This is a genomic window from Pseudomonas sp. GW823-FHT02C02 (assembly GCF_058797635.1).
The window spans coordinates 231,110-254,933 of record NZ_JBXAJV010000004.1; the positions used below are offsets into that span (position 1 = coordinate 231,110).

The window sequence follows — 23,824 nt, forward strand, 5'->3', positions numbered from 1 at the left end:
CCGTCTTGACAGCAGCGCAAATGACGCCCTCGACGGAAAAATGCTTATAATGCCCAGCGATTTTTTCCGGTTTTTACTGCAAGCGCGGGTCGTTCCCTGTTATCTGAACCCTGTTGCCCAATTCATTCTTTGCCCTGGATATCCCAAAGCCTTGATTCGTCTGCTGAAATTTTTCGGTTGGTCCATCGTCGCCGTTTTCTGCGGACTGCTCCTTGGTCTGAGCGGCGCGTTTCTTTACCTTAGTCCGGGATTGCCATCTGTGGAGGCTCTGCGAAGCATCCAGTTGCAGATTCCATTGCGGGTATACAGCAGTGACAACAAGTTGATCGCAGAATTTGGCGAGATGCGCCGCACACCAATCCGTTTCGCCGACATTCCCCCCAATTTCATCAATGCGTTACTAAGTGCTGAAGACGACAATTTCGCCAACCACTACGGCGTCGATCCCAGCAGCTTGATGCGCGCTGCAACCCAGTTGGTAAAAAGCGGACACATCCAGTCCGGCGGCAGCACCATCACCATGCAGGTGGCGAAGAACTTCTTCCTGACCAGCGAACGCAGCTTCTCGCGCAAAACCACCGAAATCCTCCTGGCCCTGCAGATCGAACGGCAGCTGACCAAGGACGAAATCCTGGAGCTGTACGTCAACAAGATCTACCTGGGTAACCGCGCCTATGGCATCGAAGCCGCCGCGCAGGTTTACTACGGCAAATCGATTCGTGATGTCAGCCTGGCGCAGATGGCGATGATCGCCGGTCTGCCAAAAGCCCCTTCGCGCTTCAACCCGCTGGCCAATCCGGCCCGCAGCAAGGAACGTCGCGACTGGATCCTGGGGCGCATGTACAAGCTCGGCAAAATCACCGAAGCCGACTACACCACTGCGATAAACGAACCGCTGAACGCCAGCTACCACGTGCCGACGCCGGAAGTGAACGCGCCGTACATTGCTGAAATGGCCCGTGCCGAAATGGTCGGCCGCTATGGCAGCGATGCGTACACCGAAGGTTTTCGCGTGACCACGACGGTGCCGAGCAATCTCCAGGAAATGGCCAACACCGCGCTGCACGAAGGCTTGATGACCTACGATCAGCGTCACGGCTATCGCGGTCCCGAGTCGCGCCTGCCGGGCAAGACTCGCGAGGCCTGGGCCACCGAACTGACCAAACAGCGGACCATCAGCAGCCTTGAGCCCGCCATCGTCACTCAGGTCGACAAGAATGGCCTGCAAGTATTGACCCGCACCGGCGAAGAACACGTCGGCTGGGACAGCATGAAATGGGCGCGTCCGTTCCTGAACACCAACAGCATGGGCGCCAATCCGAAGCAGCCCTCGGACGTGGCTCAGGTCGGCGACCTGATTCGCGTGCAGCGCCAACCGGACAATTCGCTGAAGTTCAGCCAGATCCCGCAAGCGCAAGGCGCGCTGGTGTCACTTGATCCGCAGAACGGCGCCATTCGCTCGCTGGTCGGTGGTTTCGCCTTTGAGCAGAGCAACTACAACCGCGCCATGCAGGCCAAGCGTCAGCCGGGTTCGAGCTTCAAGCCCTTCGTGTACAGCGCCGCGCTGGATAACGGCTACACCGCCGCCAGCCTGGTGAACGATGCGCCGATCGTGTTCGTCGATGAATACCTGGACAAGGTCTGGCGCCCGAAGAACGACACCAACACCTTCCTCGGCCCGATCCGCCTGCGTGAAGGGCTGTACAAGTCGCGCAACCTGGTGTCGATCCGTTTGGTGCAGGCGCTGGGCATCGATCGCACCATCGACTACATCAGCAAGTTCGGCTTCAACAAGCAGGACCTGCCGCGCAACCTGTCCCTGGCCCTGGGCACCGCGACCCTGACGCCAATGGAAATCGCCACCGGCTGGAGCACCTTCGCCAACGGTGGCTACAAAATCAGCCCGTACATCATCGACAAGATCGAAAGCCGCAATGGCGACACGCTGTTCGTCGCCAACCCGCCGAGCGTTCCTCAGGGCGCCGCAGTGACCAACGGCATCGCCGCACCGACCGACGCCCAGGCATTCACGGTCAATGCGACTCCAGGGGAAGCTCCAGCCGCACCCGGCACTGCGCCGCAAACGCCGGCCGTGGCCGAACGCATCGTCGACGGTCGCACCACTTACATCCTCAACAGCATGCTTGAGGACGTGATCAAACTCGGCACCGGCCGCCGCGCACTGGCCTTGGGTCGCAGTGACATTGCGGGCAAGACCGGTACCACCAACGAATCCAAGGACGCCTGGTTCTCCGGCTACAACGCCGATTACGTAACCACCGTCTGGACCGGGTTCGATCAGCCTGAAAGCCTGGGCAAGCGCGAGTTCGGTGGCACCGTCGCGCTGCCGATCTGGATGAACTACATGGCGGCCGCGCTCAAGGACAAGCCGCCTCACACTCAACCAGAGCCGGAAGGCATTCTCAGTTTGCGGGTTGACCCCGTCAGCGGCCGTGCGGCCAGCCCAGGCACGCCTGGCGCGTACTTCGAGCTGTTCAAGGCCGAGGACACGCCTCCGTCGGTGAATGAACTGGGTAACGGCAATGCGCCGGGCAGCCCGCTGCCAGCGGACGAAGCAGCGCCAATCGATCTGTTCTGATCGCGTAGCGCAACGCAAAAGCCCCGCCTTCTCAAGAAGAGCGGGGCTTTTTATGGCCTGCAGGTTTTGCTTTGTCCTTGAGGGCCTCTTCGCGGGCAAACCTCGCTCCTACGGACATGGAAAGTTCCCAGCGCTTGCCCCTGTAGGAGCGAGGCTTGCCCGCGAAGAGCCCCTTACAGACACCACAAAAACCACAGCCAAAAAAAAGCCCCGACTCAATTGAGCCGGGGCTTTCGGTTGAAGCGCTACAACGGCTTAGCCGTTGAACACGTCATCCACGCTTTTCAGCGGGTAGTTCTTCGGATACGGCAGGGTCGCTACACCGGTCTCGATGGCGGCCTTGGCCACGGCATCGGAGATCACGGTGATCAGGCGGGCATCCATTGGCTTCGGAATGATGTACTCACGACCGAATTCCAGCTTGATGCCGCCGTAGGCGTCGCACACTTCCTGAGGAACCGGCAGCTTGGCCAGTTCGCGCAGGGCGTTGGCCGCTGCCACTTTCATTTCTTCGTTGATGCGCTTGGCGCGAACGTCCAGGGCACCGCGGAAGATGAACGGGAAGCCCAATACGTTGTTGACCTGGTTCGGGTAGTCCGAACGGCCGGTCGCCATGATCACGTCGTCACGGGTGGCATGCGCCAGTTCCGGGGCGATTTCCGGATCCGGGTTCGAGCAGGCGAACACGATCGGGTTGGCCGCCATGGACTTCAGGCCTTCAGCGCTCAGCAGGTTCGGGCCGGACAGGCCAACGAACACGTCAGCACCGGTCAGGGCGTCAGCCAGGGTGCGCTTGTCGGTCGCGTGAGCGAAGACAGCCTTGTACTGGTTCAGGTCGTCACGGCCGGAGTGGATCACACCGGTACGGTCAACCATGAAGATGTTTTCGATGTTGGCGCCCATGCTCACCAGCAATTTCATGCAGGAGATGGCGGCCGCACCGGCGCCCAGGCAGACGATCTTGGCGTCAGCGAGGGTTTTGCCAGCGATTTCCAGGGCGTTGATCATGCCGGCCGCGGTAACGATTGCGGTGCCGTGCTGGTCATCGTGGAACACTGGAATGTCGCACTGCTCGATCAGAGCGCGCTCGATCTCAAAGCACTCAGGTGCCTTGATGTCTTCCAGGTTGATGCCGCCGAAGGTGATGGAGATACGCTTGACGGTGTCGATGAAGGCTTGCGGGCTTTCGGAGTCGACTTCGATGTCGAAAACGTCGATGCCGGCGAAGCGCTTGAACAACACGCCCTTACCTTCCATGACTGGCTTGGAAGCCAATGGGCCGAGGTTACCCAGGCCGAGAATCGCGGTGCCATCGGAAATGACTGCAACCAGGTTGCCTTTGCCGGTGTATTTGTAGGCCAGTTCAGGATCGCGGGCGATTTCGCGTACTGGTTCGGCTACGCCGGGGCTGTAGGCCAGCGACAGGTCGCGGGCGGTAGCGGTGGCCTTGGTGAGCTCGACACTCAGCTTCCCTGGACGAGGATGGGCATGATATTCGAGAGCGGCAGTTTTCAAATCAGACATGTGGGCATTCCGCTTTTACTGTTGGACAGACGGACCGCCGAGGATACGCGTGTCGCAAAGTCCCCACAAGACTGACCGGTCACCCCTGTCAAGCGCCCTGCCCTACGACTTTGGGCCAAGAGCCGCGGAACACAAGGGATAGACTGTTCACAATCGCCATAAAAAATGTCTACAATTTTTTATCGAGGCGCCGCTTGCAGCATCGCCGGATCGGTCAGCGGCAGAAGCCAGCGTGCCTGCCCGGGTTTCAAGCCGCCCCGACGCGATCGATCCACGACCCAGCCACGCGCCTCAATCTGCTTGCCCTTCAGCCGCTCAAGCGATGCAACATCGAACTGCCCGAGCAAATTGGGTGCAACGCGCAATACAACCGCGTCCTGCAACTCAATCCAAACTCCGCCGCGATTGCGCTGAACCTTGCTCACACGACCACTGAGCACGGCGAAACCGGAGGCGTTGATCTGCTCCGCTTTCAGTACAGGGGATTGCCGCCACAGGCCAAGGCCGGCCTGACGGGCGCTGAGTTCGGCGGCTTGCTGACAGCTGACCAAATCGACATTCGGCGCGACCGCCACTTGAAAACCAAGGCCCTCGGCGAGCATCTGCGCTTCGAGGTTGGCGCCATTGGCGCCATAGACATGGGCCAGCGTGCGACCGTAATGATCTTTGCTCTCTTTACCGGGACGCAAACCCACGCGCCCGTCGCTGGCCGCCACCAGCGCTTCCAGGCGTTTGTGCGCGACCACGGCGAACGGCTCGTCGGAACGGCCCTGCTTGCCCAGCTCAGGCGTATTCAAGCCGATCATGCGCACACTGCGGCCATCGCTCAGGCGCAAGGTGTCGCCATCCACCACACGCTGCACCGCGACGGGTGTAAGCCCGCTCGGCACCGGGCAGAAGGCCTGGGCGCCGGACAGCCAAATCGCGGACACAAAAAAGGCGCCCGCGAGGGACGCCTTTTTCGTTAGCAAGGTAAAGCCCATGGGGCTTTTCAACCTTACTCTGCAGCAGCAGGAGCTTTGGTTTTGCCAAAAGCGCCGAAACGGTCTGCGAAGCGCTGTACACGGCCGCCAGTATCCAGAGTCTTCTGCTTACCGGTGTAGAACGGGTGGCACTCGTTGCATACGTCGATCGCCAGAGGCTTGGCCAGGTTCGAACGAGTTTCGAACTTGTTGCCACAGCTGCAGGTAACTGCGGTGACTTCGTATGTTGGATGGATATCGGCTTTCATGGTGTCTTCCTCGGGCTAGCGTGCCGCCACTCAACACTATTGTTGAATACCGCACGTAATTAGGCCGCGGATTCTACCAGACAATGCCAATCGCGCAAGCTGTCGCTTCTACCGACCGTCTGCTAGGCTCCCCGCCTGATATGTGCCCCTTGTGGGAGCGGGCTTGCTCGCAAATACGGGCTGCCAGCCAGCGATGAGGTGTCTGACCCAACGCATTCGCGAGCAAGCCCACTCCCACAATTAGTATGCGTCCGACTTCTTTTACTGCCCGTTTATCGAGATCCCCGCGTGCACGACGCCATTTTGCGCCTCGCCCTGCCTTCGCCGCTGCGCCGCCTGTTCGATTACCGTGCCCCGGCCGGGATCCTGCGCGCCCAGTTGCAACCGGGCATGCGCCTGCGGGTGCCGTTTGGTCGGCGGGAGATGATCGGGATTCTGGTGGAGGTCACCGACACCAGCGAAGTCCCGGTGGAAAAGCTCAAACCGGCGCTGGCCCTGCTCGACGCCACCCCGCCGCTACCGCCAGCACTGTTCAAGCTGTGTCTGTGGACCTCGCAGTATTACCAGCACAGCCTCGGTGACACCTTGAGCTGGGCGCTTCCGGTGTTGCTGCGCCAGGGCGAATTGGCCGAGGCGCGCCAGGAACGCTTCTGGTCCGCCGCGCCCGGTGCCAGCCTGGATGATCCGCGTATCGCCCGTGCCCCGCGCCAGCGCGAAGCCCTGGCCACGTTGGCCCAGCACCCTCATGGCGTCGCCCATCAGTTGTTGAGCAAACTGATGCTGAGCAAGGACAGCCTGGATCTGTTGCTGGCCAAGGATCTGGTGCAGGTGGAAATCCGCAAGCACGCTCCCGGCGCCCGCCACGAACATTGGCTGGCGCAACCGGAATTGCCGCTCAACCCTGAGCAGCGTGCCGCGTATGAAGCGATTCGCGCCGGGTTCGACAGTTATCATGCGTTCCTGCTGGCCGGCGTTACCGGCAGCGGCAAGACCGAAGTCTATTTGCAGCTGATCCGCGAAACCCTCGAAGCCGGCAAGCAGGCGCTGGTGCTGATCCCGGAGATCAACCTCGGCCCGCAAACCCTGGCGCGCTTCGAGCAGCGTTTCAATGCGCGCATCGCCCTGATTCACTCGGCAGTCAATGATCGGGAGCGCCTCGAGGCCTGGCTCGCGGCCCGGGACGGTGACGCCGACATCATTATCGGCACCCGCTCGGCGCTGTTCACGCCGATGAAAAATCCCGGCCTGATCATCATCGACGAAGAGCATGACGGCTCCTATAAACAGCAGGAAGGCCTGCGCTATCACGCCCGCGATCTGGCTTTGGTGCGCGCGCGGCAGGAAAACATCCCGATTGTCCTCGGCTCCGCCACGCCTTCACTGGAAAGCCTGCACAACGCCTACACCGGTCGGTATGGGCTCCTACGCCTGAACGAGCGTGCTGGCGGCGCCAAACAACCGCGATTCCTGCGTCTCGATGTAAAAAGCCGTCCGCTGGATAGCGGTATTTCCGGGCCGATGCAGCAAGCCATCGGCCAGACGCTGGCGGCTGGCCAGCAAGTCCTGGTGTTTCTCAATCGTCGCGGCTTTGCGCCGACGCTGCTGTGTCATGACTGCGGCTGGATGTCCGAGTGCCAGCGCTGCGATGCGCGGATGACCGTGCACCAGCGCTCCGGCGAATTGCGCTGCCACCATTGCGGCTACGTGGAACGCGTGCCGCGGCATTGCCCGAAGTGCGGCAAGGTCGATTTACGGCCGGTGGGTGCCGGCACCGAACGCGCAGAAGAGCGCCTGGCGATTCTGTTCCCGGACGTCCCGGTACTGCGGGTCGACCGCGACAGTACGTCGCGCAAGGACGCGATGAATCAGTTGTTCGCCACCATCCAGAAAGGCCAGCCGTGCATTCTGGTGGGCACGCAAATGCTCGCCAAAGGGCACCACTTTCCACGGGTAACGCTGGTGTCGATTCTCGATGCCGACGGTGGATTGTTCTCTGGCGACTTCCGCGCCAGCGAGCGCATGGCACAGTTGATCGTTCAGGTGGCAGGCCGGGCCGGGCGGGCCGAAGAGCCGGGCAAGGTAATTATCCAGACGCACCTGGCCGATCATCCGCTGCTGGTGCAATTGACCGAACAAGGCTATTTCGCCTTTGCCGAACAGGCCTTGAGCGAACGCCGCTCGGCAGGATTGCCGCCGTTTGCGCATTTGGCGTTGCTACGGGCCGAAGCGCATAAACCGGGACAGGCCGAAGGTTTTCTCGATGAAGCGTGTAGCGAGGCCGAGCGCTTGCTGGCTGAGCAGAATCTGACTGGTATTGAGCTGCTCGGCCCGGTGCCGGCTCCGATGGAACGCCGGGCCGGGCGTTATCGTGCGCAGTTGTTGTTGCAAGCCACGGCCCGGGCGCCGTTGCATCGGCTGCTGAGTAGCTGGTTGCTGGCGCTGGAGCAGATGCCGAGCGGGCGGGCGGTGCGTTGGTCGCTGGATGTGGATCCCGTCGATTTGTATTGATTGGTCGATCGCCTTCGCGGGCAAGGCTCGCTCCTACAGGGGGAGAGTCGTTTGCCAATACTGTGAACGACACAAAAACTGTAGGAGCGAGGCTGGCCCGCGAAGAGGCCCGATTTGTCACCACATATCCATAACCTGCCCGCTATAGTTGGCAAGCCCGTCTTCGCAACGGATAATGCCCAGTTTTTCCACTAGCGCATCGAAGCGCCGCCGCGCTTGCGGTCGAAAGAGAACACCATGAAAGACACCATTCGCCAGCTGATCCAACAAGCCATCACCCAACTCGTCAACGAAGGTGTGTTGCCTGAAGGCCTGTCGCCGGCGATCCAGGTGGAAAACTCCCGTGACAAGAAGAATGGCGACTTCGCCAGCAACATCGCGATGATGCTGGCCAAACCGGCCGGCATGAAGCCGCGTGACCTGGCAGAGAAAATCATCGCTGCGCTGCCGGCTGATGAAAACGTCACCAAGACCGAAATCGCCGGCCCGGGCTTCCTGAATTTCTTCCAGAATACTGATGCCCTGGCCACTCGCCTGGATGCCGCCCTCGCCGACGACCACATCGGCGTGCGCAAAGCTGGCCCGGTGCAGCGCACTGTGGTCGACCTGTCGGCCCCGAACCTGGCCAAAGAGATGCACGTCGGTCACTTGCGTTCGACCATCATTGGCGACGGCGTGGCACGCGTTCTGGAGTTCCTCGGCGACGACGTCATCCGTCAGAACCACGTCGGCGACTGGGGCACCCAGTTCGGCATGCTGATGGCTTATCTGCAAGAAAACCCGATCACCAGCGATGAACTGTCCGACCTGGAAAACTTCTACCGCGCCGCCAAGCAACGCTTCGACGAATCCGAAGAGTTCGCCGATCGCGCCCGTGGCCTGGTGGTCAAGCTGCAAGCCGGCGACCCGGACTGCCTGGCCCTGTGGACCAAGTTCAAGGACATCTCGCTGTCGCACTGCCAGAAAATCTACGAACTGCTGAACGTCAAACTGACCATGGCCGACGTGATGGGCGAAAGCGCCTATAACGACGACCTGATCAACGTGGTCAACGACCTCAAGGCCGCCGGCATGCTGGTCGAAAGCAATGGCGCCCAGTGCGTGTTCCTCGACGAATTCAAGAACGCCGACGGCGACCCGCTGCCGGTGATCATCGTCAAGGCCGATGGCGGCTACCTCTACGCCACCACTGACCTGGCAGCCGTGCGTTATCGCAGCGGCAAACTCAAGGCTGACCGCGCGCTGTACTTCGTCGATCAGCGCCAGGCGCTGCACTTCCAGCAAGTGTTCGCAGTCGCCCGCAAGGCCGGCTTCGTGACGCACCCGATGGAAATGGAACACATGGGCTTCGGCACCATGAACGGCGCCGATGGCCGTCCGTTCAAGACCCGTGATGGCGGCACCGTGAAGCTGATCGATCTGCTGACCGAAGCCCAGGAACGCGCCTACACCCTGGTGAAAGACAAGAATCCGGAGCTGGCCGAAAACGAATTGCGCAACATCGCCAGGGTCGTGGGCATTGGCGCCGTGAAATACGCTGACCTGTCCAAGCACCGTACCAGCGACTACAGCTTCAACTTCGACCTGATGCTGAACTTCGAAGGCAACACTGCTCCGTACCTGCTGTACGCCTACACCCGCGTGGCCGGTGTATTCCGCAAACTCGGCAAGGACTTCAGTGAAGTCGAAGGCCAGATCGTCCTCGAAGCAGCACACGAACACGAGTTGGCAGCCAAGCTCGCGCAATTTGGCGAAGTGCTGAACAACGTGTGCGAAAAAGGCACGCCACACATTCTGTGCACCTACCTGTACGATGTCGCCGGCCTGTTCTCCAGCTTCTACGAGAACTGCCCGATTCTCAGCGCCGACACCCCGGCGCAAATGCAGAGCCGTCTGCGCCTCGCCGCGCTGACCGGCCGCACTCTCAAGCAAGGCCTGGAACTCTTGGGTCTGGAAACTCTGGAGCGTATGTAAGTTGGCTGCCAAGAAAAAACCTGCACCCAAGCGTGGCGCCAGCCGTTACCAAGCTCCTGCAAAGCAACCGATCCCGGGTTGGCTGTGGATGGCCATCGGCCTGACGGTCGGCGCGTTCATTGTGTTCCTGATGAAACTGGAACCGGGCAAGGGCAGCGAGAGCGTCAAGCGCGAGAAGATCGAACAGCAGAAAGCCACCAAGATCGCCGAGGCCAACAAGACCCCGCCGAGCCCGACGCAACCGGTGAAGCCGAAGTACGACTTCTACACCCTGCTGCCGGAATCGGAAGTGATCGTGCCGCCGGATGCCGTGCCGGAGAAAACCCTGCCGACGCCACAAGTGCCGGCAATTCCGACCACGCCGGTGACGCCGGAGCAAGCAGCGAAGATTGATACTGCGCGAGCCCAGGCGGCACTGGCAGGGATCACGCCGCCGCCAGCGCCACCGGTGTCCAAAGCAGCCCCGGTGACCAAGTTCTTCCTCCAGGCCGGTTCGTTCCGCAAGGAAGCTGACGCGGACAAGGTTCGGGCGCAGATCATCCTGCTGGGGCAGGCGGTGGCGGTTGAATCCGGCACAGTCAAAGACGAAACCTGGTATCGAGTGCTGGTCGGGCCGTTCAGCAATCGCGAACAGCTGACCACGGCGCAGAAACAACTGTCCGGCGCCGGCTTCAGCAACCTGTTGTTACAACAACGCCAGAACCGCTGATTTCGTCAGGGGCACCGCGTTATCGTTCTTCGCGGGCAAGCCTCGCTCCTACAAGGATTGCGTGATTCCCTGTAGGAGCGAGGCGTGCCCGCGAAGGCGCCAGAACAGCCAACACACCCATCCCCGCGCAACACCGCTCGTCCCCTCTCCCGCCCCGCAGTTGAAAAACGCATCGCCACCCCCATATGAGTTGGCATAAGGCATTTTCGCCCCGCTGCGTGGAGACTCTCCCTTGACCACCATCGTTTCAGTTCGCCGCCACGGCAAAGTCGTCATGGGCGGCGACGGCCAGGTTTCTCTCGGCAATACCGTGATGAAAGGCAACGCGAAGAAAGTTCGTCGCCTGTACCACGGCCAGGTCATCGCCGGTTTTGCCGGGGCCACCGCTGACGCCTTCACCCTCTTCGAGCGTTTTGAAGGCCAGCTTGAGAAACATCAGGGCCACCTGGTTCGCGCCGCTGTCGAACTCGCCAAAGAATGGCGCACTGACCGCTCCCTCAGCCGCCTCGAAGCCATGCTCGCCGTCGCGAACAAAGACGCCTCACTGATCATCACCGGCAACGGCGACGTGGTCGAACCCGAAGAAGGCCTGATCGCCATGGGTTCCGGTGGCGGTTACGCCCAGGCCGCCGCCAGCGCGCTGCTGAAGAAAACCGATCTGTCGGCCCGGGAAATCGTCGAAACCGCACTCGGTATCGCCGGCGACATTTGCGTATTCACCAACCACACCTTCACCATTGAGGAGCAGGACCTCGCCGAGTAAGCCTGTTCCGGCCTTAGTGCCACGGCTCACTTTTGCTTGAGGACCGCCAATTACTATGTCCATGACTCCCCGTGAAATCGTCCACGAACTCAATCGCCACATCATCGGCCAGGACGATGCCAAGCGCGCCGTCGCCATCGCGCTGCGTAACCGCTGGCGCCGGATGCAGCTGCCCGAAGAGCTGCGCGTTGAAGTAACGCCAAAGAACATCCTGATGATCGGCCCGACCGGTGTCGGTAAAACCGAGATCGCCCGTCGCCTGGCCAAACTCGCCAACGCGCCGTTCATCAAAGTCGAAGCGACCAAGTTCACCGAAGTCGGCTACGTCGGTCGCGATGTCGAATCGATCATTCGTGACCTGGCCGACGCGGCGATCAAGCTGCTGCGCGAACAGGAAATGACCAAGGTTCGCCACCGCGCCGAAGACGCCGCCGAGGAACGCATCCTCGACGCCCTGCTGCCACCGGCACGCATGGGCTTTAACAATGACGACGCCCCGTCAGCCGACTCCAACACCCGCCAGCTGTTCCGCAAGCGCCTGCGCGAAGGTCAGCTGGATGACAAGGAGATCGAAATCGAAGTCGCCGAAATGGCCGGCGTCGACATCTCCGCGCCACCGGGCATGGAAGAAATGACCAACCAGTTGCAGAGCCTGTTCGCCAACATGGGCAAGGGCAAAAAGAAAAACCGCAAGATCAAGGTCAAGGAAGCGCTGAAACTGGTGCGTGACGAGGAAGCCAGCCGCCTGGTCAACGATGAAGAGTTGAAGGCCAAGGCGCTGGAAGCAGTCGAGCAGCACGGCATCGTGTTCATCGATGAAATCGACAAGGTCGCCAAGCGCGGTAACTCCGGTGGCGTCGACGTATCCCGTGAAGGCGTGCAGCGTGACTTGCTGCCACTGATCGAAGGCTGCACCGTCAACACCAAGCTGGGCATGGTCAAGACCGACCACATCCTGTTCATCGCTTCCGGTGCGTTCCACCTGAGCAAGCCAAGTGACCTGGTGCCGGAGCTGCAAGGTCGCCTGCCGATTCGTGTCGAGCTGAAGGCGCTGACGCCGGAAGATTTCGAGCGCATCCTCAGCGAGCCGCATGCGTCGCTCACCGAGCAGTATTGCGCCCTGCTGAAAACCGAAGGCCTGGTCATCGAGTTCCAGCCGGACGGCATCAAGCGTATTGCCGAGATCGCCTGGCAGGTCAACGAGAAGACCGAGAACATCGGTGCCCGTCGCCTGCACACCTTGCTCGAACGCTTGCTCGAAGAAGTGTCGTTCAGCGCCGGCGACCTGGCCAGCGCCCATGACGACAAGGCGATCCTGATCGACGCCGATTACGTCAACAGTCACCTCGGCGAATTGGCGCAGAACGAAGACCTGTCCCGTTATATCCTGTAAACCATACTTGTAGGAGCGAAGCTTGCTCGCGAAAGCGGTCATTCAATCAACGTAAATGTCGACTGACCTGACGCTTTCGCGAGCAAGCTTCGCTCCTACAGGGTTCCATCCATAACGGAACGCAGGCCATGACCCAACTCCCCACCGACATCAAACTGCACAAAGCCTCGAAAACCCTGTCGCTGAAATACGCGTCCGGCGAGGAATATCACCTGCCCGCCGAGTTCCTTCGCGTGCACTCTCCTTCCGCCGAGGTCCAGGGCCACGGCAAACCTATCCTGCAATTTGGCAAGATCGGCGTAGGCCTGACCAAGGTAGAACCGGCCGGTCAGTACGCACTGAAATTGACCTTCGACGACGGACACGACAGCGGCCTGTTCACTTGGGAATATCTGTACCAGCTGGGCGTGCGCCAAGAGGATCTCTGGAACGATTATCTTGCCGAACTCAAAGCCGCCGGAAAAACCCGCGATCCGAACGAATCTATCGTCAAGCTGATGCTCTAGGTCAGCCCTCTTGCTCTTTAGAGGGCATTTTCTAATTCCATCTGTTTGAATGCTCCGCTCCTGGGTCAATGATTGGCCCGCTTGCGAAAAAAATTAAACTCGGGTAACCAATGGAGCTGGCAAGTTCCCTGCAGTGCTCTCTGCCGTAAAAAGCAGCGATGCAGAATTAACGGTCACCCGAGCATAAGTACCTGGCATTGGCTGTGTGACTACAGCTGGACCCAGGTACTCGTCTCAGGACAATGGAGCGTCGTAGATGAGTAACAAGAATAACGATGACTTGAAGTATCAAGCCTCGGAAAACACCTTGGGGCTGAATCCTGTCGTTGGGCTGCGCGGAAAGGATCTACTGGCTTCTGCTCGAATGGTGCTCAGGCAGGCCATCAAACAACCGATTCACAGTGCCAAGCATGTCGCCCATTTCGGCCTTGAATTGAAGAACGTGTTGTTCGGCAAATCAGAACTTCAACCTACCAGCGATGACCGTCGCTTCGCCGATCCGGCCTGGAGCCAGAACCCGCTCTATAAACGTTATCTGCAAACTTACCTGGCGTGGCGCAAGGAACTCCACGACTGGATTGACGACAGCAACCTGCCGCCCAAAGACGTCAGTCGCGGGCATTTCGTGATCAACCTCATGACCGAAGCCATGGCCCCGACCAACAGTGCGGCCAACCCGGCGGCGGTCAAACGTTTCTTCGAGACCGGCGGCAAAAGCCTGCTCGACGGCCTCTCGCACCTGGCCAAGGATCTGGTACACAACGGCGGCATGCCGAGCCAGGTCAACATGGGCGCGTTCGAAGTCGGCAAGAGCCTGGGCGTGACCGAAGGCGCGGTGGTGTTCCGCAATGACGTGCTGGAATTGATCCAGTACCGCCCGATCACCGAGCAGGTGCACGAGCGTCCGCTGCTGGTGGTGCCGCCGCAGATCAACAAGTTCTACGTATTCGACCTGAGCCCGGACAAGAGCCTGGCGCGCTTCTGCCTGCGCAACAACGTGCAGACGTTCATCGTCAGCTGGCGCAACCCGACCAAGGAGCAGCGCGAGTGGGGTCTGTCGACCTACATCGAGGCGCTCAAGGAAGCGGTCGACGTGGTTACTGCGATCACCGGCAGCAAAGACGTGAACATGCTGGGCGCCTGCTCCGGAGGCATCACCTGCACCGCGCTGCTGGGCCACTACGCCGCGATCGGCGAGAAGAAGGTCAACGCCCTCACCCTGCTGGTCAGCGTGCTGGATACGACCCTGGACAGCGACGTGGCCTTGTTCGTCGACGAGCAGACCCTCGAAGCCGCCAAGCGCCATTCCTATCAGGCCGGTGTGCTGGAAGGCCGCGACATGGCGAAAGTCTTCGCCTGGATGCGCCCCAACGATCTGATCTGGAACTACTGGGTCAACAACTACCTGCTGGGCAACGAGCCGCCGGTATTCGACATCCTGTTCTGGAACAACGACACCACCCGGTTACCCGCCGCATTCCACGGCGACCTGATCGAAATGTTCAAAAACAACCCGCTGATCCGTCCTGATGCACTGGAAGTGTGCGGCACGCCGATCGACCTGAAGCAGGTCACGGCCGACATCTTTTCCCTGGCCGGCACCAACGACCACATCACGCCGTGGAAGTCCTGCTACAAGTCGGCGCAGTTGTTTGGCGGCAAGGTCGAGTTCGTGCTGTCCAGCAGCGGACATATCCAGAGCATTCTGAACCCGCCGGGCAATCCGAAATCGCGCTACATGACCAGCACCGAAATGCCGGTCAAAGCCGAAGACTGGCAAGAGAACTCCACCAAGCACACTGACTCCTGGTGGCTGCACTGGCAGGCCTGGCAGGCCGAGCGTTCGGGCAAGCTGAAGAAGTCCCCGGCGAGCCTGGGGAACAAGGCCTATCCAGCGGGCGAAGCAGCACCCGGCACTTATGTGCATGAGCGGTAACTGACACACCCCGCGCCCCTCTGCAGGAGCGAAGCTTGCTCGCGAAAGCGGTCTTTCATTCAACATGGATGTCGACTGACTTGACGCCTTCGCGAGCAAGCTTCGCTCTTGCAGGGGGACCGGGGATGAATTAACCCACAGGGCCTGAAGCATGCCGCAACCGTTCATATTCCGTACCGTCGACCTGGATGGCCAGACCCTCCGCACGGCGGTACGCCCCGGCAAGCCTCACTTGACGCCCTTGCTGATTTTCAACGGCATCGGCGCCAACCTGGAGCTGGTGTTTCCGTTCGTGGCAGCGCTGGACCCGGACCTGGAAGTCATCGCCTTCGACGTTCCCGGTGTCGGCGGTTCGTCGACGCCGAATCGGCCGTACCGTTTTCCGGGCCTGGCGAAACTCACGGCGCGGATGCTCGACTATCTCGACTACGGGCAAGTCAACGTCATCGGCGTTTCCTGGGGAGGCGCACTCGCTCAGCAGTTCGCCTACGACTATCCCGAGCGCTGCAAGAAACTCGTGCTGGCGGCCACGGCGGCCGGCGCGGTGATGGTGCCGGGCAAACCGAAAGTGCTGTGGATGATGGCCAGCCCGCGGCGCTACATCCAGCCGTCTCACGTGATCCGCATTGCGCCGATGATCTACGGCGGCTCTTTCCGTCGCGATCCGACCCTGGCCGCCAGCCATGCGGCGAAGGTCCGTTCGGCGGGCAAACTCGGTTACTACTGGCAGCTGTTCGCCGGGCTTGGCTGGACCAGTATTCACTGGCTGCACAAGATCAACCAGCCGACGCTGGTACTGGCCGGCGACGACGATCCACTGATCCCGCTGATCAACATGCGCATGCTGGCCTGGCGGATCCCCAATGCTCAGTTGCACATCATCGATGACGGGCACCTGTTCCTGATTACCCGCGCCGAAGCGGTGGCACCGATCATCATGAAATTCCTCGAGGAGGAACGTCAGCGCGCCGTGATGCATCCGCATCCGGCGCCATTGGGCGGTTAACCGGCCCATTGTCGGTCGGCAGGACGCCGCACCGCGCAACAACCCGTAACAGCGTCTATGGTGTTCTGGTTCGATGTGTTTGTATTTGGCCTGAAAGACGAAGGAGTGTTGACACATGCGCGACAAACCAGCGAGGGACTTTTTACCCACTCCCGCCGCGTTCATCAACGCGCAGAGTGCGATCACCGGCCTGCGTGGCCGGGATCTGTTTTCGACCCTGCGCAGCGTTGCCGCCCATGGCTTGCGTAACCCGGTGCACAGCGTTCGACATGCCTTGAAACTGGGCGGCCAACTGGGTCGCGTCATGCTGGGGGAAACCCTGCACCCGACCAACCCGCAGGACAATCGTTTTGCCGACCCGGCGTGGAGCCTCAACCCGTTTTATCGCCGCAGCTTGCAGGCCTACCTGAGCTGGCAGAAAGAAGTTAAAAGCTGGATCGACGAAAGCAACATGACCCCGGACGATCGCGCTCGCGCCCACTTTGCGTTCGCCTTGCTCAATGACGCCGTGGCGCCGTCCAACACCCTGCTCAATCCGCTGGCGATCAAGGAAATCTTCAATTCCGGCGGTAACAGCCTGGTGCGTGGCATCAGCCATCTGGTCGACGATTTCCTGCACAACGACGGCCTGCCCAGACAAGTCACCAAGCAAGCGTTCGAGGTCGGTAAAACGGTCGCCACCACCACGGGTTCCGTGGTGTTTCGCAACGAGCTGCTGGAGCTGATCCAGTACAAGCCGATGAGCGAAAAGCAGTATTCCAAACCGCTGCTGGTGGTGCCGCCGCAGATCAACAAGTACTACATTTTCGACCTGAGCCCGCATAACAGCTTCGTCCAGTTCGCCCTGAAAAACGGCCTGCAGACCTTCATGATCAGCTGGCGCAATCCGGATGTGCGCCATCGCGAATGGGGTCTGTCGACCTACGTCGAAGCGGTTGAAGAAGCGATGAACGTTTGCCGGGCAATCACCGGCGCTCGCGAAGTGAACTTGATGGGCGCTTGCGCCGGTGGGCTGACCATCGCCGCGCTGCAAGGCCACTTGCAGGCCAAGCGACAACTGCGGCGGGTATCCAGCGCGACGTATCTGGTGAGCCTGCTCGACAGTCAGATGGACTCTCCGGCGACGCTTTTCGCTGACGAACAGACCCTCGAAGCGGCGAAGCGTCGCTCCTATCAGAAAGGTGTGCTGGACGGGCGCGACATGGCCAAGGTCTTTGCCTGGATGCGTCCTAACGATTTGATCTGGAGTTACTTCGTCAATAACTACCTGTTGGGCAAGGAGCCTCCAGCGTTCGACATCCTCTACTGGAACAACGACAACACCCGGTTGCCGGCAGCCTTGCATGGCGACCTGCTGGACTTCTTCAAGCACAACCCACTGAGTCATCCGGGCGGCCTTGAAGTGTGCGGCACGCCGATCGACTTGCAGAAAGTCACGGTCGACAGCTTCAGCGTGGCCGGCATCAACGACCACATCACGCCGTGGGACGCGGTATATCGCTCGACGCTGCTGCTGGGTGGCGAGCGACGTTTCGTCCTGTCCAACAGCGGTCATGTGCAGAGCATCCTCAACCCGCCGAGCAACCCGAAGGCCAACTTCGTCGAGAGCGCGAAACTGAGCAGCGACCCACGAGCGTGGTATTACGACGCCAAGCAAGTCGACGGCAGTTGGTGGACCCAATGGCTGAGCTGGATTCAGGAACGCTCGGGCGCGCAAAAAGAAACCCACATGGCCCTCGGCAACCAGAACTATCCACCGATGGAGGCGGCACCCGGTACTTACGTGCGTGTGCGCTGACTGACAACGAACCACGGCACACGCCTGCCGTGGCATGACCCGACCATTAAGAAGACTGGATGAAAACCCGCGACCGGATCCTCGAATGTGCCCTGCAATTGTTCAATCAGAAGGGTGAACCGAACGTTTCCACCATGGAAGTTGCCAACGAAATGGGCATTAGCCCGGGCAACCTCTACTACCACTTCCACGGCAAGGAACCGTTGATTCTCGGCTTGTTCGAGCGTTTCCAGGCCGAGCTTGCGCCACTGCTTGATCCTCCGGCCGACGTGGAGCTGGCACCGGAGGATTACTGGTTGTTCCTGCACTTGATCGTCGAGCGGCTGGCCCATTACCGGTTTCTGTTCCAGGACCTGTCAAACCTGGCCGGGCGCCTGCCGAAACTGGCCAAGGGCATCCGCAATCTGCTTAATGCACTGAAGCGCACGCTGGCTTCGTTGCTGGCGCGATTGAAGGCGCAAGGGCAGTTGGTCAGTGACACTCAAGCGCTGGGGCAGTTGGTGGAGCAGATCACCATGACGCTGCTGTTCTCACTGGACTATCAGCGGATTCTTGATCGCGAGGGTGAAGTCAGGTTGGTGGTGTATCAGATCATGATGCTGGTGGCGCCGCATTTGCTGCCGCCGATCAAAGTGGCGACCGAGCACCTGGCCCTGCAATACCTCGAAGAACACGAGTAGCCCTTTCACTGGATAAACACATTTCACTGTAGGAGTGAGCCTGCTCGCGATGTCACCGGGTCAGCCAATATCAATGTTGAATGACACACCGCAATCGCGAGCAGGCTCACTCCCACAAGGGTTCTGCGGTGTATATGAAATCGTGCACAAACAAAAACGCCCGACCTTTGCAGGCCGGGCGTTTTCTTGAGCCCTGAAAATCAGGACTGACTGGTTGGCGTCGATGGAGCTGGCGCGACAGTCGGGGTTACAGCAGGGGTCGGTGCAGCAGCGGAGTTCGACGTGCTGACCGGGGTCGCCGGTTTGGCGGCAGCCACTGCTGGTTTTGGCGCGGCAGCCTTAGGCGTGGCCGATTTCTTCACTGCTGGCTTCTTCGCTGCGGCAGGTTTTGCCGCTGGCTTGGCTGCCGGTTTGGCTGCTGCAGTTTTGGCAGCCGGTTTTGCTGCTGGTTTGGCGGCGGCTTTGGCAGCAACCGATTTGACCGCTGTCTTGGCTGCTGCAGGTTTGGCGGCGGCAGTTTTGGTAGCGGACTTGGCGGCGGATGCGACTTTCGACGCGGCTTTGGCGACCGGTTTGGCAGCCGCTTTTACCAGTGGCTTGGCAGCGCTTTTGGCGGCTGGTTTAGCAGCAGGTTTGGCCGCTGCGGTTTTCGCCGCAACAGGTGCAACTTTGGCGCCGGTGAGTTTCTCGATCTGCTTGGTCAGGGTATCGACCTTGCTGTGCAGCGCTTTCACTTCATTGCGGCTCGGTACACCCAGGCGCGAAATGGCGCTGTTCAGGCGCTTGTCAAAAGCCCCTTCCAGCTCATCCCACTTGCCCAGTGCCCGATCTTTCACGCCGCTGATGCGCGACTTGGCCGACGAAGCGGAGTCCTTGGCGGCATCGACTTTCTTGCCGACAGCGCTCTTGGTGAGCTTCTCGGCTTTCTCGCCGTCTTTAACCAATGTATCGAAGAGCTTGCTGCCGTCAGTGTCGATCTTCGAGTACACGCCTAAACCAGCAAGCCAGATTTTGCGGGAGTAGTCTTCGACTTTCCCGATCCACGAGCTGCCTTCTTTTTCGGTGTTCTTTTTACCAGCCATCCCGTTCTCCTTAAGATTTACGCGCGACGCGTTCGAGCAATGCCGTCAGCTCATCGAGCTTAGCAGAGAGTGTCTCAACGTCATGTTTAGACGGAATGCCGATACGATTCAAGGCACTTGCGACACGCGAGTCAAAAGCCTTCTCGACCTTGTCGAGTTGAACTTCGACCTTGCCTTTGAAAGTGCTCACTTCACTCTTGGCTTCTTCAATCTCTGTGTTAGCCGCTTCAAGTTTCTCGGCAACTACTTTTTTACCTTTGGTTTCAACAGTTTGACCAGCCTTGATCAACTCTTGAAAGTACTCGCTGCCCTCTTGGCCGACCTTGGTGTAGGCCCCCAGGCCTGCCAGCCAGATCTTGCGGGCATAGGATTTGACGTCGCCCAGAGTAGAAGTCGAAGCGTCGATTTTTTTCTTCAAAATAACTTTGGCCATGGTGCACCTCACGCGCAGAAGGTTTGAGGAACTGCCCGCGAAAGTGTCGGGCTCAGGCACAAAGTAGGGAGAAAAATTAGAAACGGCACCCTAACAACTGACATAAAACTTTGGCTTCACACAAAACAAATGCAGGAGTGAGCCTGCTCGCGATAGCGGTCTGTCAGTCGAAATCAATGTCGACTGACAGACCGCTATCGCGAGCAGGCTCACTCCTACAGATGAAGGGATTTCAATCCGGAATCAGACCAAGGCCTTATCAAGGGCTTTTTCGATTTCCGATTTGATCATGCCGCTCATGGCCGACATCATCAGGCCCAACTCCACATCGACGCGGATCGAATCTTCGCTGACATGTACCGCGCCTTTCACACCGGAACGTTTGAGGTTCAGGGTGTCGCCGGACCATTGCGGCTCCAGGCCATATTGATCGGACAGCTTCTGCGCCAACAGATCAGCCTTCTCGCGGGCTGCTTCCTTGCCCAGGCCGTGGGCACGCTCAACACTAATACGGGCCATCGAATGACTCCTGCTTTATGGATACTTTCCTGAAGCATCTTGACCGCTGCTGCGGCAAAACGTCCCGGTGGTTGCCTATCTTACCTTCAGCCTTGCCAAGACAAAGCAGGCCACCGGGATTAGAATGTCCCGCATTCTCTTTTGGTGACAGCGATATGACTGATCAGCGCAAAGGCAGCGATGCCGAACCCACCACTCACTTCGGCTTCAAAAACGTACCGGAAAGCCAGAAAGCGGAAAAAGTCGCTGAGGTTTTCCACTCGGTAGCCGCCAAGTACGACTTGATGAACGACCTCCTGTCGGGCGGCATGCACCGTCTGTGGAAGCGTTTTGCGATCGAGCTGTCGGGTGTTCGCACCGGTAACCGCGTGCTGGACATCGCCGGCGGCACAGGCGACCTGACCAAGAAGTTCTCGCACCTCGTTGGCCCGACCGGCCAGGTGGTGTTGGCCGACATCAACGAGTCCATGCTCAAGGTCGGTCGTGACCGCCTGCTGGATCTGGGTGTGGCCGGCAATGTCGAGTTCGTTCAGGCCGACGCTGAAAAGCTGCCGTTCCCGGACAACCATTTTGACTGCGTGACCATCGCGTTCGGTCTGCGCAACGTGACCCATAAAGAAGACGCCCTGCGCTCGATGCTGCGAGTACTGAAACCGGGCGGCCGTTTGCTGGTGCTGGAATTCTCCAAGCCGACCAATGCGCTGATGTCCAAAGCCTACGACGCCTACTCGTTCGCCTTCATGCCGTTGATGGGCAAGCTGATCACCAACGACTCGGAAAGCTATCGCTACCTGGCCGAATCGATCCGCATGCACCCGAATCAGGAAACCCTGAAGTCGATGATGGTCGAGGCCGGTTTCGACCGCGTGACCTACCACAACATGACCGCAGGCATCGTCGCCCTGCACCGCGGCATCAAACCCTGATGTTGCTGGCCGGCCTGCTCGCCAGCGTTGAACTCGGTCTGAACCGGGTGCTGCGTCTCGACAGCACGGCGCTACCGCGACTGGCGCATTTGAGCGGCAGGGTGATTGCCGTCGACTGCCGCAGCCCGGCGCTGCAACTGTTCATCCTGCCCAGCGACGAAGGCCTGATGCTCGCTTCCCACTGGGAAACCGGCGCTGACTGCACGTTGCGTGCACCGGCCTCCAGCCTGTTGAAACTGGCGATGAGCAAGGAAAAGACCTCGGTGCTGCATGGCCCTGAAGTCGAGCTCGACGGTGACAGCGGCGTGCTGCTGGAGCTGGCGGCGATCCTTCAGGACCTTGAGCTGGACTGGGAGTACGAACTCTCGCGCTGGCTCGGCCCGGTCGCCACGCAACTGGTCGGAGGTCACCTGCGCAGCCGCGCACGCTGGTATCAGCAAGGTTTCGCCAGCCTGAATCAGAATCTTGGCGAATACCTGGCCGAAGAATCGCGCACCCTCGTCGGTCAGCGCGAAGCCGAAGCCCGTTTCAGTGAACTGGACCAGATCAAGCTCGATCTGGAACGTCTCGAGGCGCGTTTCGAGCGCCTTTCCCGATCCCTCGACCCAAGCGATAACGCATGAAGCTGCTTGCCGTCCGCCGTTTGTTGCGCATCCAGCGCGTTGTGATTCGCTACCGCCTCGATGACCTGCTGTTCGCCCTGCCGCTGCCCTGGTTTCTCCTGGCGCTGCGCTACGCCTTGCCGTGGCGCTGGTTCCCGCGCAAGACGCTGGACCTGAGCCGTGGTGCGCGATTGCGCCTGGCGTTGCAGGACCTTGGGCCGATTTTCATCAAGTTCGGGCAGATCCTTTCGACGCGCCGCGACCTGCTGCCCGAAGACATCGCCGATGAGTTGATGAAGCTGCAGGACCGTGTGCCGCCGTTCGACTCGCAAGTGTCGGTCAACCTGATCGAAGAGCAGCTCGGCAAAAAGATCAGTGAAGTGTTCAGCCGTTTCGACGTCGAACCGCTGGCCTCAGCCTCGGTGGCGCAGGTGCATGCCGCGCAACTGAAGACCGGCGAAGAAGTGGTGGTCAAGGTGATACGCCCGGGCCTGAAACCGATCATTGCCCAGGACTTGGCGTGGCTGTTCATCCTCGCCCGCGCCGCCGAAAAACTCTCGGCCGATGCACGTTTGCTGCACCCGGTGGACGTGGTCCAGGACTACGAAAAAACCATCTACGACGAACTCGACCTACTGCGCGAAGCGGCCAATGCCAGCCAGTTGAAGCGCAACTTCGAAGGCTCGCCGCTGCTGTATGTGCCACAAGTCTATTGGGACTGGTGCCGGCCGAAAGTGCTGGTAATGGAGCGCATCTACGGGATTCAGGTCACCGACCTCGCGACACTGGCCGACCAGCGCACCGACATGAAGATGCTCGCCGAACGGGGTGTGGAAATCTTCTTCACCCAAGTGTTCCGCGACAGTTTCTTCCACGCCGACATGCACCCGGGCAACATCTTTGTCAGCACCGTCAACCCGTGGAGCCCGCAATACATTGCGATCGACTGCGGCATCGTCGGCAGCCTGACCCCTGAAGACCAGGATTACCTGGCGCGTAATCTGTTCGCGTTCTTCAAGCGTGACTACCGTCGTGTGGCGCAATTGCACATCGATTCGGGCTGGGTACCGGCAGAAACCAAGCTCAACGAATTCGAGGCAGCGATCCGCACCGTGTGCGAGCCGATCTTCGAAAAACCGTTAAAAGATATTTCATTCGGCCAAGTGCTGATGCGCCTGTTCCAGACCGCTCGCCGCTTCAACATGGAAGTGCAGCCGCAACTCGTGTTGCTGCAAAAAACCTTGCTGAACATCGAAGGCCTCGGCCGTCAGCTGTACCCGGATCTCGATCTGTGGAACACCGCCCAGCCATTCCTCGAACGCTGGATGCGTGAGCGCGTCAGCCCCAAAGCCTTGCTCGGCAACGTGCAGAGCCAGTTCGAACAGATTCCGCACCTGGCCAACATGGCCCGTGACCTGCTCGAACGCATGTCCCAGCCCCACGCCAACGATCCGCCGCCACCGTGGCACAAGCGCAAGGACGACTGGTTCCTGCGCCTGCTCGGCTGCGCTCACCTGGCGGGCGGCGCCATTCTGCTGGCCGGCGGGCCATTGAGCGATATGGGTCATTGGCCGGCCGGAATCATGGTGGCCGTCGGTTTGTATCTGGTCGTTCGCCGATAGCCAGCGCCCCCGC

At 60.1% G+C, this 23,824-nt stretch carries 20 protein-coding genes; 14 read left to right on the forward strand and 6 right to left on the reverse strand.

The window, feature by feature from the left end:
• Window positions 1-154 precede the first annotated feature (154 nt).
• On the forward strand, window positions 155-2,599 hold the full coding sequence (locus tag AC1ROI_RS08740) for a penicillin-binding protein 1A (RefSeq protein ID WP_371857849.1): 2,445 nt from the start codon (window positions 155-157) through the stop codon (window positions 2,597-2,599).
• Window positions 2,600-2,854: 255 nt separating this feature from the next.
• Here AC1ROI_RS08740 and AC1ROI_RS08745 read toward each other — a convergent pair whose 3' ends face one another.
• The 3 genes from AC1ROI_RS08745 to rpmE form a co-directional block, all read right to left on the reverse strand.
• On the reverse strand, window positions 2,855-4,123 hold the full coding sequence (locus AC1ROI_RS08745; protein WP_010464435.1) for a malic enzyme-like NAD(P)-binding protein: 1,269 nt from the start codon (window positions 4,121-4,123) through the stop codon (window positions 2,855-2,857).
• A gap of 179 nt (window positions 4,124-4,302) precedes the next feature.
• On the reverse strand, window positions 4,303-5,106 hold the full coding sequence (locus AC1ROI_RS08750) for a thermonuclease family protein (protein ID WP_010464438.1): 804 nt from the start codon (window positions 5,104-5,106) through the stop codon (window positions 4,303-4,305).
• 14 nt (window positions 5,107-5,120) lie between these two features.
• Window positions 5,121-5,354, reverse strand: coding sequence for a 50S ribosomal protein L31 (gene rpmE / locus AC1ROI_RS08755; protein WP_027922104.1), 234 nt, complete (start codon window positions 5,352-5,354; stop codon window positions 5,121-5,123).
• A 288-nt stretch (window positions 5,355-5,642) separates the two neighbouring features.
• Here rpmE and AC1ROI_RS08760 point away from each other — a divergent pair, with 288 nt between their 5' ends.
• The 10 genes from AC1ROI_RS08760 (at window position 5,643) to AC1ROI_RS08805 (ending at window position 18,627) form a co-directional block, all read left to right on the forward strand.
• Window positions 5,643-7,862 (forward strand): primosomal protein N', encoded by a 2,220-nt coding sequence (locus AC1ROI_RS08760; protein ID WP_102593628.1) that lies wholly within the window; start codon window positions 5,643-5,645, stop codon window positions 7,860-7,862.
• Between the two features lie 237 nt (window positions 7,863-8,099).
• Complete coding sequence (argS, locus tag AC1ROI_RS08765) at window positions 8,100-9,836, forward strand: arginine--tRNA ligase (RefSeq protein ID WP_010464443.1); 1,737 nt, start codon at window positions 8,100-8,102, stop codon at window positions 9,834-9,836.
• A 1-nt stretch (window position 9,837) separates the two neighbouring features.
• The gene (locus tag AC1ROI_RS08770) at window positions 9,838-10,545 is read left to right on the forward strand and encodes an SPOR domain-containing protein (protein WP_010464446.1); all 708 of its coding nucleotides are present in this window, start codon (window positions 9,838-9,840) and stop codon (window positions 10,543-10,545) included.
• A 232-nt stretch (window positions 10,546-10,777) separates the two neighbouring features.
• Window positions 10,778-11,308, forward strand: coding sequence for an ATP-dependent protease subunit HslV (gene hslV, locus AC1ROI_RS08775; RefSeq protein ID WP_007899242.1), 531 nt, complete (start codon window positions 10,778-10,780; stop codon window positions 11,306-11,308).
• A gap of 55 nt (window positions 11,309-11,363) precedes the next feature.
• Window positions 11,364-12,701, forward strand: coding sequence for an ATP-dependent protease ATPase subunit HslU (gene hslU / locus AC1ROI_RS08780; RefSeq protein ID WP_010464452.1), 1,338 nt, complete (start codon window positions 11,364-11,366; stop codon window positions 12,699-12,701).
• Window positions 12,702-12,829: 128 nt separating this feature from the next.
• Window positions 12,830-13,207 carry a gamma-butyrobetaine hydroxylase family protein gene (locus AC1ROI_RS08785; protein WP_102593627.1) on the forward strand — a complete coding sequence of 126 codons (378 nt, stop codon included), beginning with the start codon at window positions 12,830-12,832 and terminating at the stop codon, window positions 13,205-13,207.
• 256 nt (window positions 13,208-13,463) lie between these two features.
• Complete coding sequence (phaC, locus tag AC1ROI_RS08790; protein ID WP_010464456.1) at window positions 13,464-15,143, forward strand: class II poly(R)-hydroxyalkanoic acid synthase; 1,680 nt, start codon at window positions 13,464-13,466, stop codon at window positions 15,141-15,143.
• Between the two features lie 151 nt (window positions 15,144-15,294).
• Window positions 15,295-16,149 carry a poly(3-hydroxyalkanoate) depolymerase gene (gene phaZ / locus AC1ROI_RS08795; protein WP_010464458.1) on the forward strand — a complete coding sequence of 285 codons (855 nt, stop codon included), beginning with the start codon at window positions 15,295-15,297 and terminating at the stop codon, window positions 16,147-16,149.
• Between the two features lie 115 nt (window positions 16,150-16,264).
• On the forward strand, window positions 16,265-17,947 hold the full coding sequence (gene phaC / locus AC1ROI_RS08800; protein ID WP_102593626.1) for a class II poly(R)-hydroxyalkanoic acid synthase: 1,683 nt from the start codon (window positions 16,265-16,267) through the stop codon (window positions 17,945-17,947).
• A gap of 59 nt (window positions 17,948-18,006) precedes the next feature.
• On the forward strand, window positions 18,007-18,627 hold the full coding sequence (locus AC1ROI_RS08805) for a TetR/AcrR family transcriptional regulator (RefSeq protein WP_010464462.1): 621 nt from the start codon (window positions 18,007-18,009) through the stop codon (window positions 18,625-18,627).
• Between the two features lie 200 nt (window positions 18,628-18,827).
• Here AC1ROI_RS08805 and AC1ROI_RS08810 read toward each other — a convergent pair whose 3' ends face one another.
• The 3 genes from AC1ROI_RS08810 to AC1ROI_RS08820 all read right to left on the reverse strand — a co-directional run bounded on the left by AC1ROI_RS08810 (window position 18,828) and on the right by AC1ROI_RS08820 (window position 20,661).
• Entirely contained in the window at window positions 18,828-19,709 is an 882-nt protein-coding gene (locus tag AC1ROI_RS08810) for a phasin family protein (RefSeq protein WP_102593625.1), read from the reverse strand.
• 10 nt (window positions 19,710-19,719) lie between these two features.
• A complete protein-coding gene (locus AC1ROI_RS08815; protein WP_102593624.1) occupies window positions 19,720-20,142 on the reverse strand; it encodes a phasin family protein in 423 nt (140 codons plus the stop codon).
• A 243-nt stretch (window positions 20,143-20,385) separates the two neighbouring features.
• Window positions 20,386-20,661 carry a polyhydroxyalkanoic acid system family protein gene (locus AC1ROI_RS08820; protein ID WP_010464468.1) on the reverse strand — a complete coding sequence of 92 codons (276 nt, stop codon included), beginning with the start codon at window positions 20,659-20,661 and terminating at the stop codon, window positions 20,386-20,388.
• Between the two features lie 155 nt (window positions 20,662-20,816).
• Between AC1ROI_RS08820 and ubiE the strand changes: the two genes are divergently transcribed.
• Genes ubiE through ubiB form a run of 3 tightly spaced genes read left to right on the forward strand, consistent with a single transcriptional unit; the run spans window position 20,817 to window position 23,811 of the window.
• A complete protein-coding gene (gene ubiE / locus AC1ROI_RS08825; protein ID WP_007948968.1) occupies window positions 20,817-21,587 on the forward strand; it encodes a bifunctional demethylmenaquinone methyltransferase/2-methoxy-6-polyprenyl-1,4-benzoquinol methylase UbiE in 771 nt (256 codons plus the stop codon).
• The gene (locus AC1ROI_RS08830; protein ID WP_010464473.1) at window positions 21,587-22,210 is read left to right on the forward strand and encodes a ubiquinone biosynthesis accessory factor UbiJ; all 624 of its coding nucleotides are present in this window, start codon (window positions 21,587-21,589) and stop codon (window positions 22,208-22,210) included. Before ubiE ends, AC1ROI_RS08830 begins: the two co-directional genes overlap by 1 nt.
• On the forward strand, window positions 22,207-23,811 hold the full coding sequence (gene ubiB / locus AC1ROI_RS08835) for a ubiquinone biosynthesis regulatory protein kinase UbiB (RefSeq protein ID WP_010464476.1): 1,605 nt from the start codon (window positions 22,207-22,209) through the stop codon (window positions 23,809-23,811). The genes AC1ROI_RS08830 and ubiB overlap by 4 nt, the downstream gene beginning before the upstream one ends.
• Window positions 23,812-23,824 lie beyond the last annotated feature (13 nt).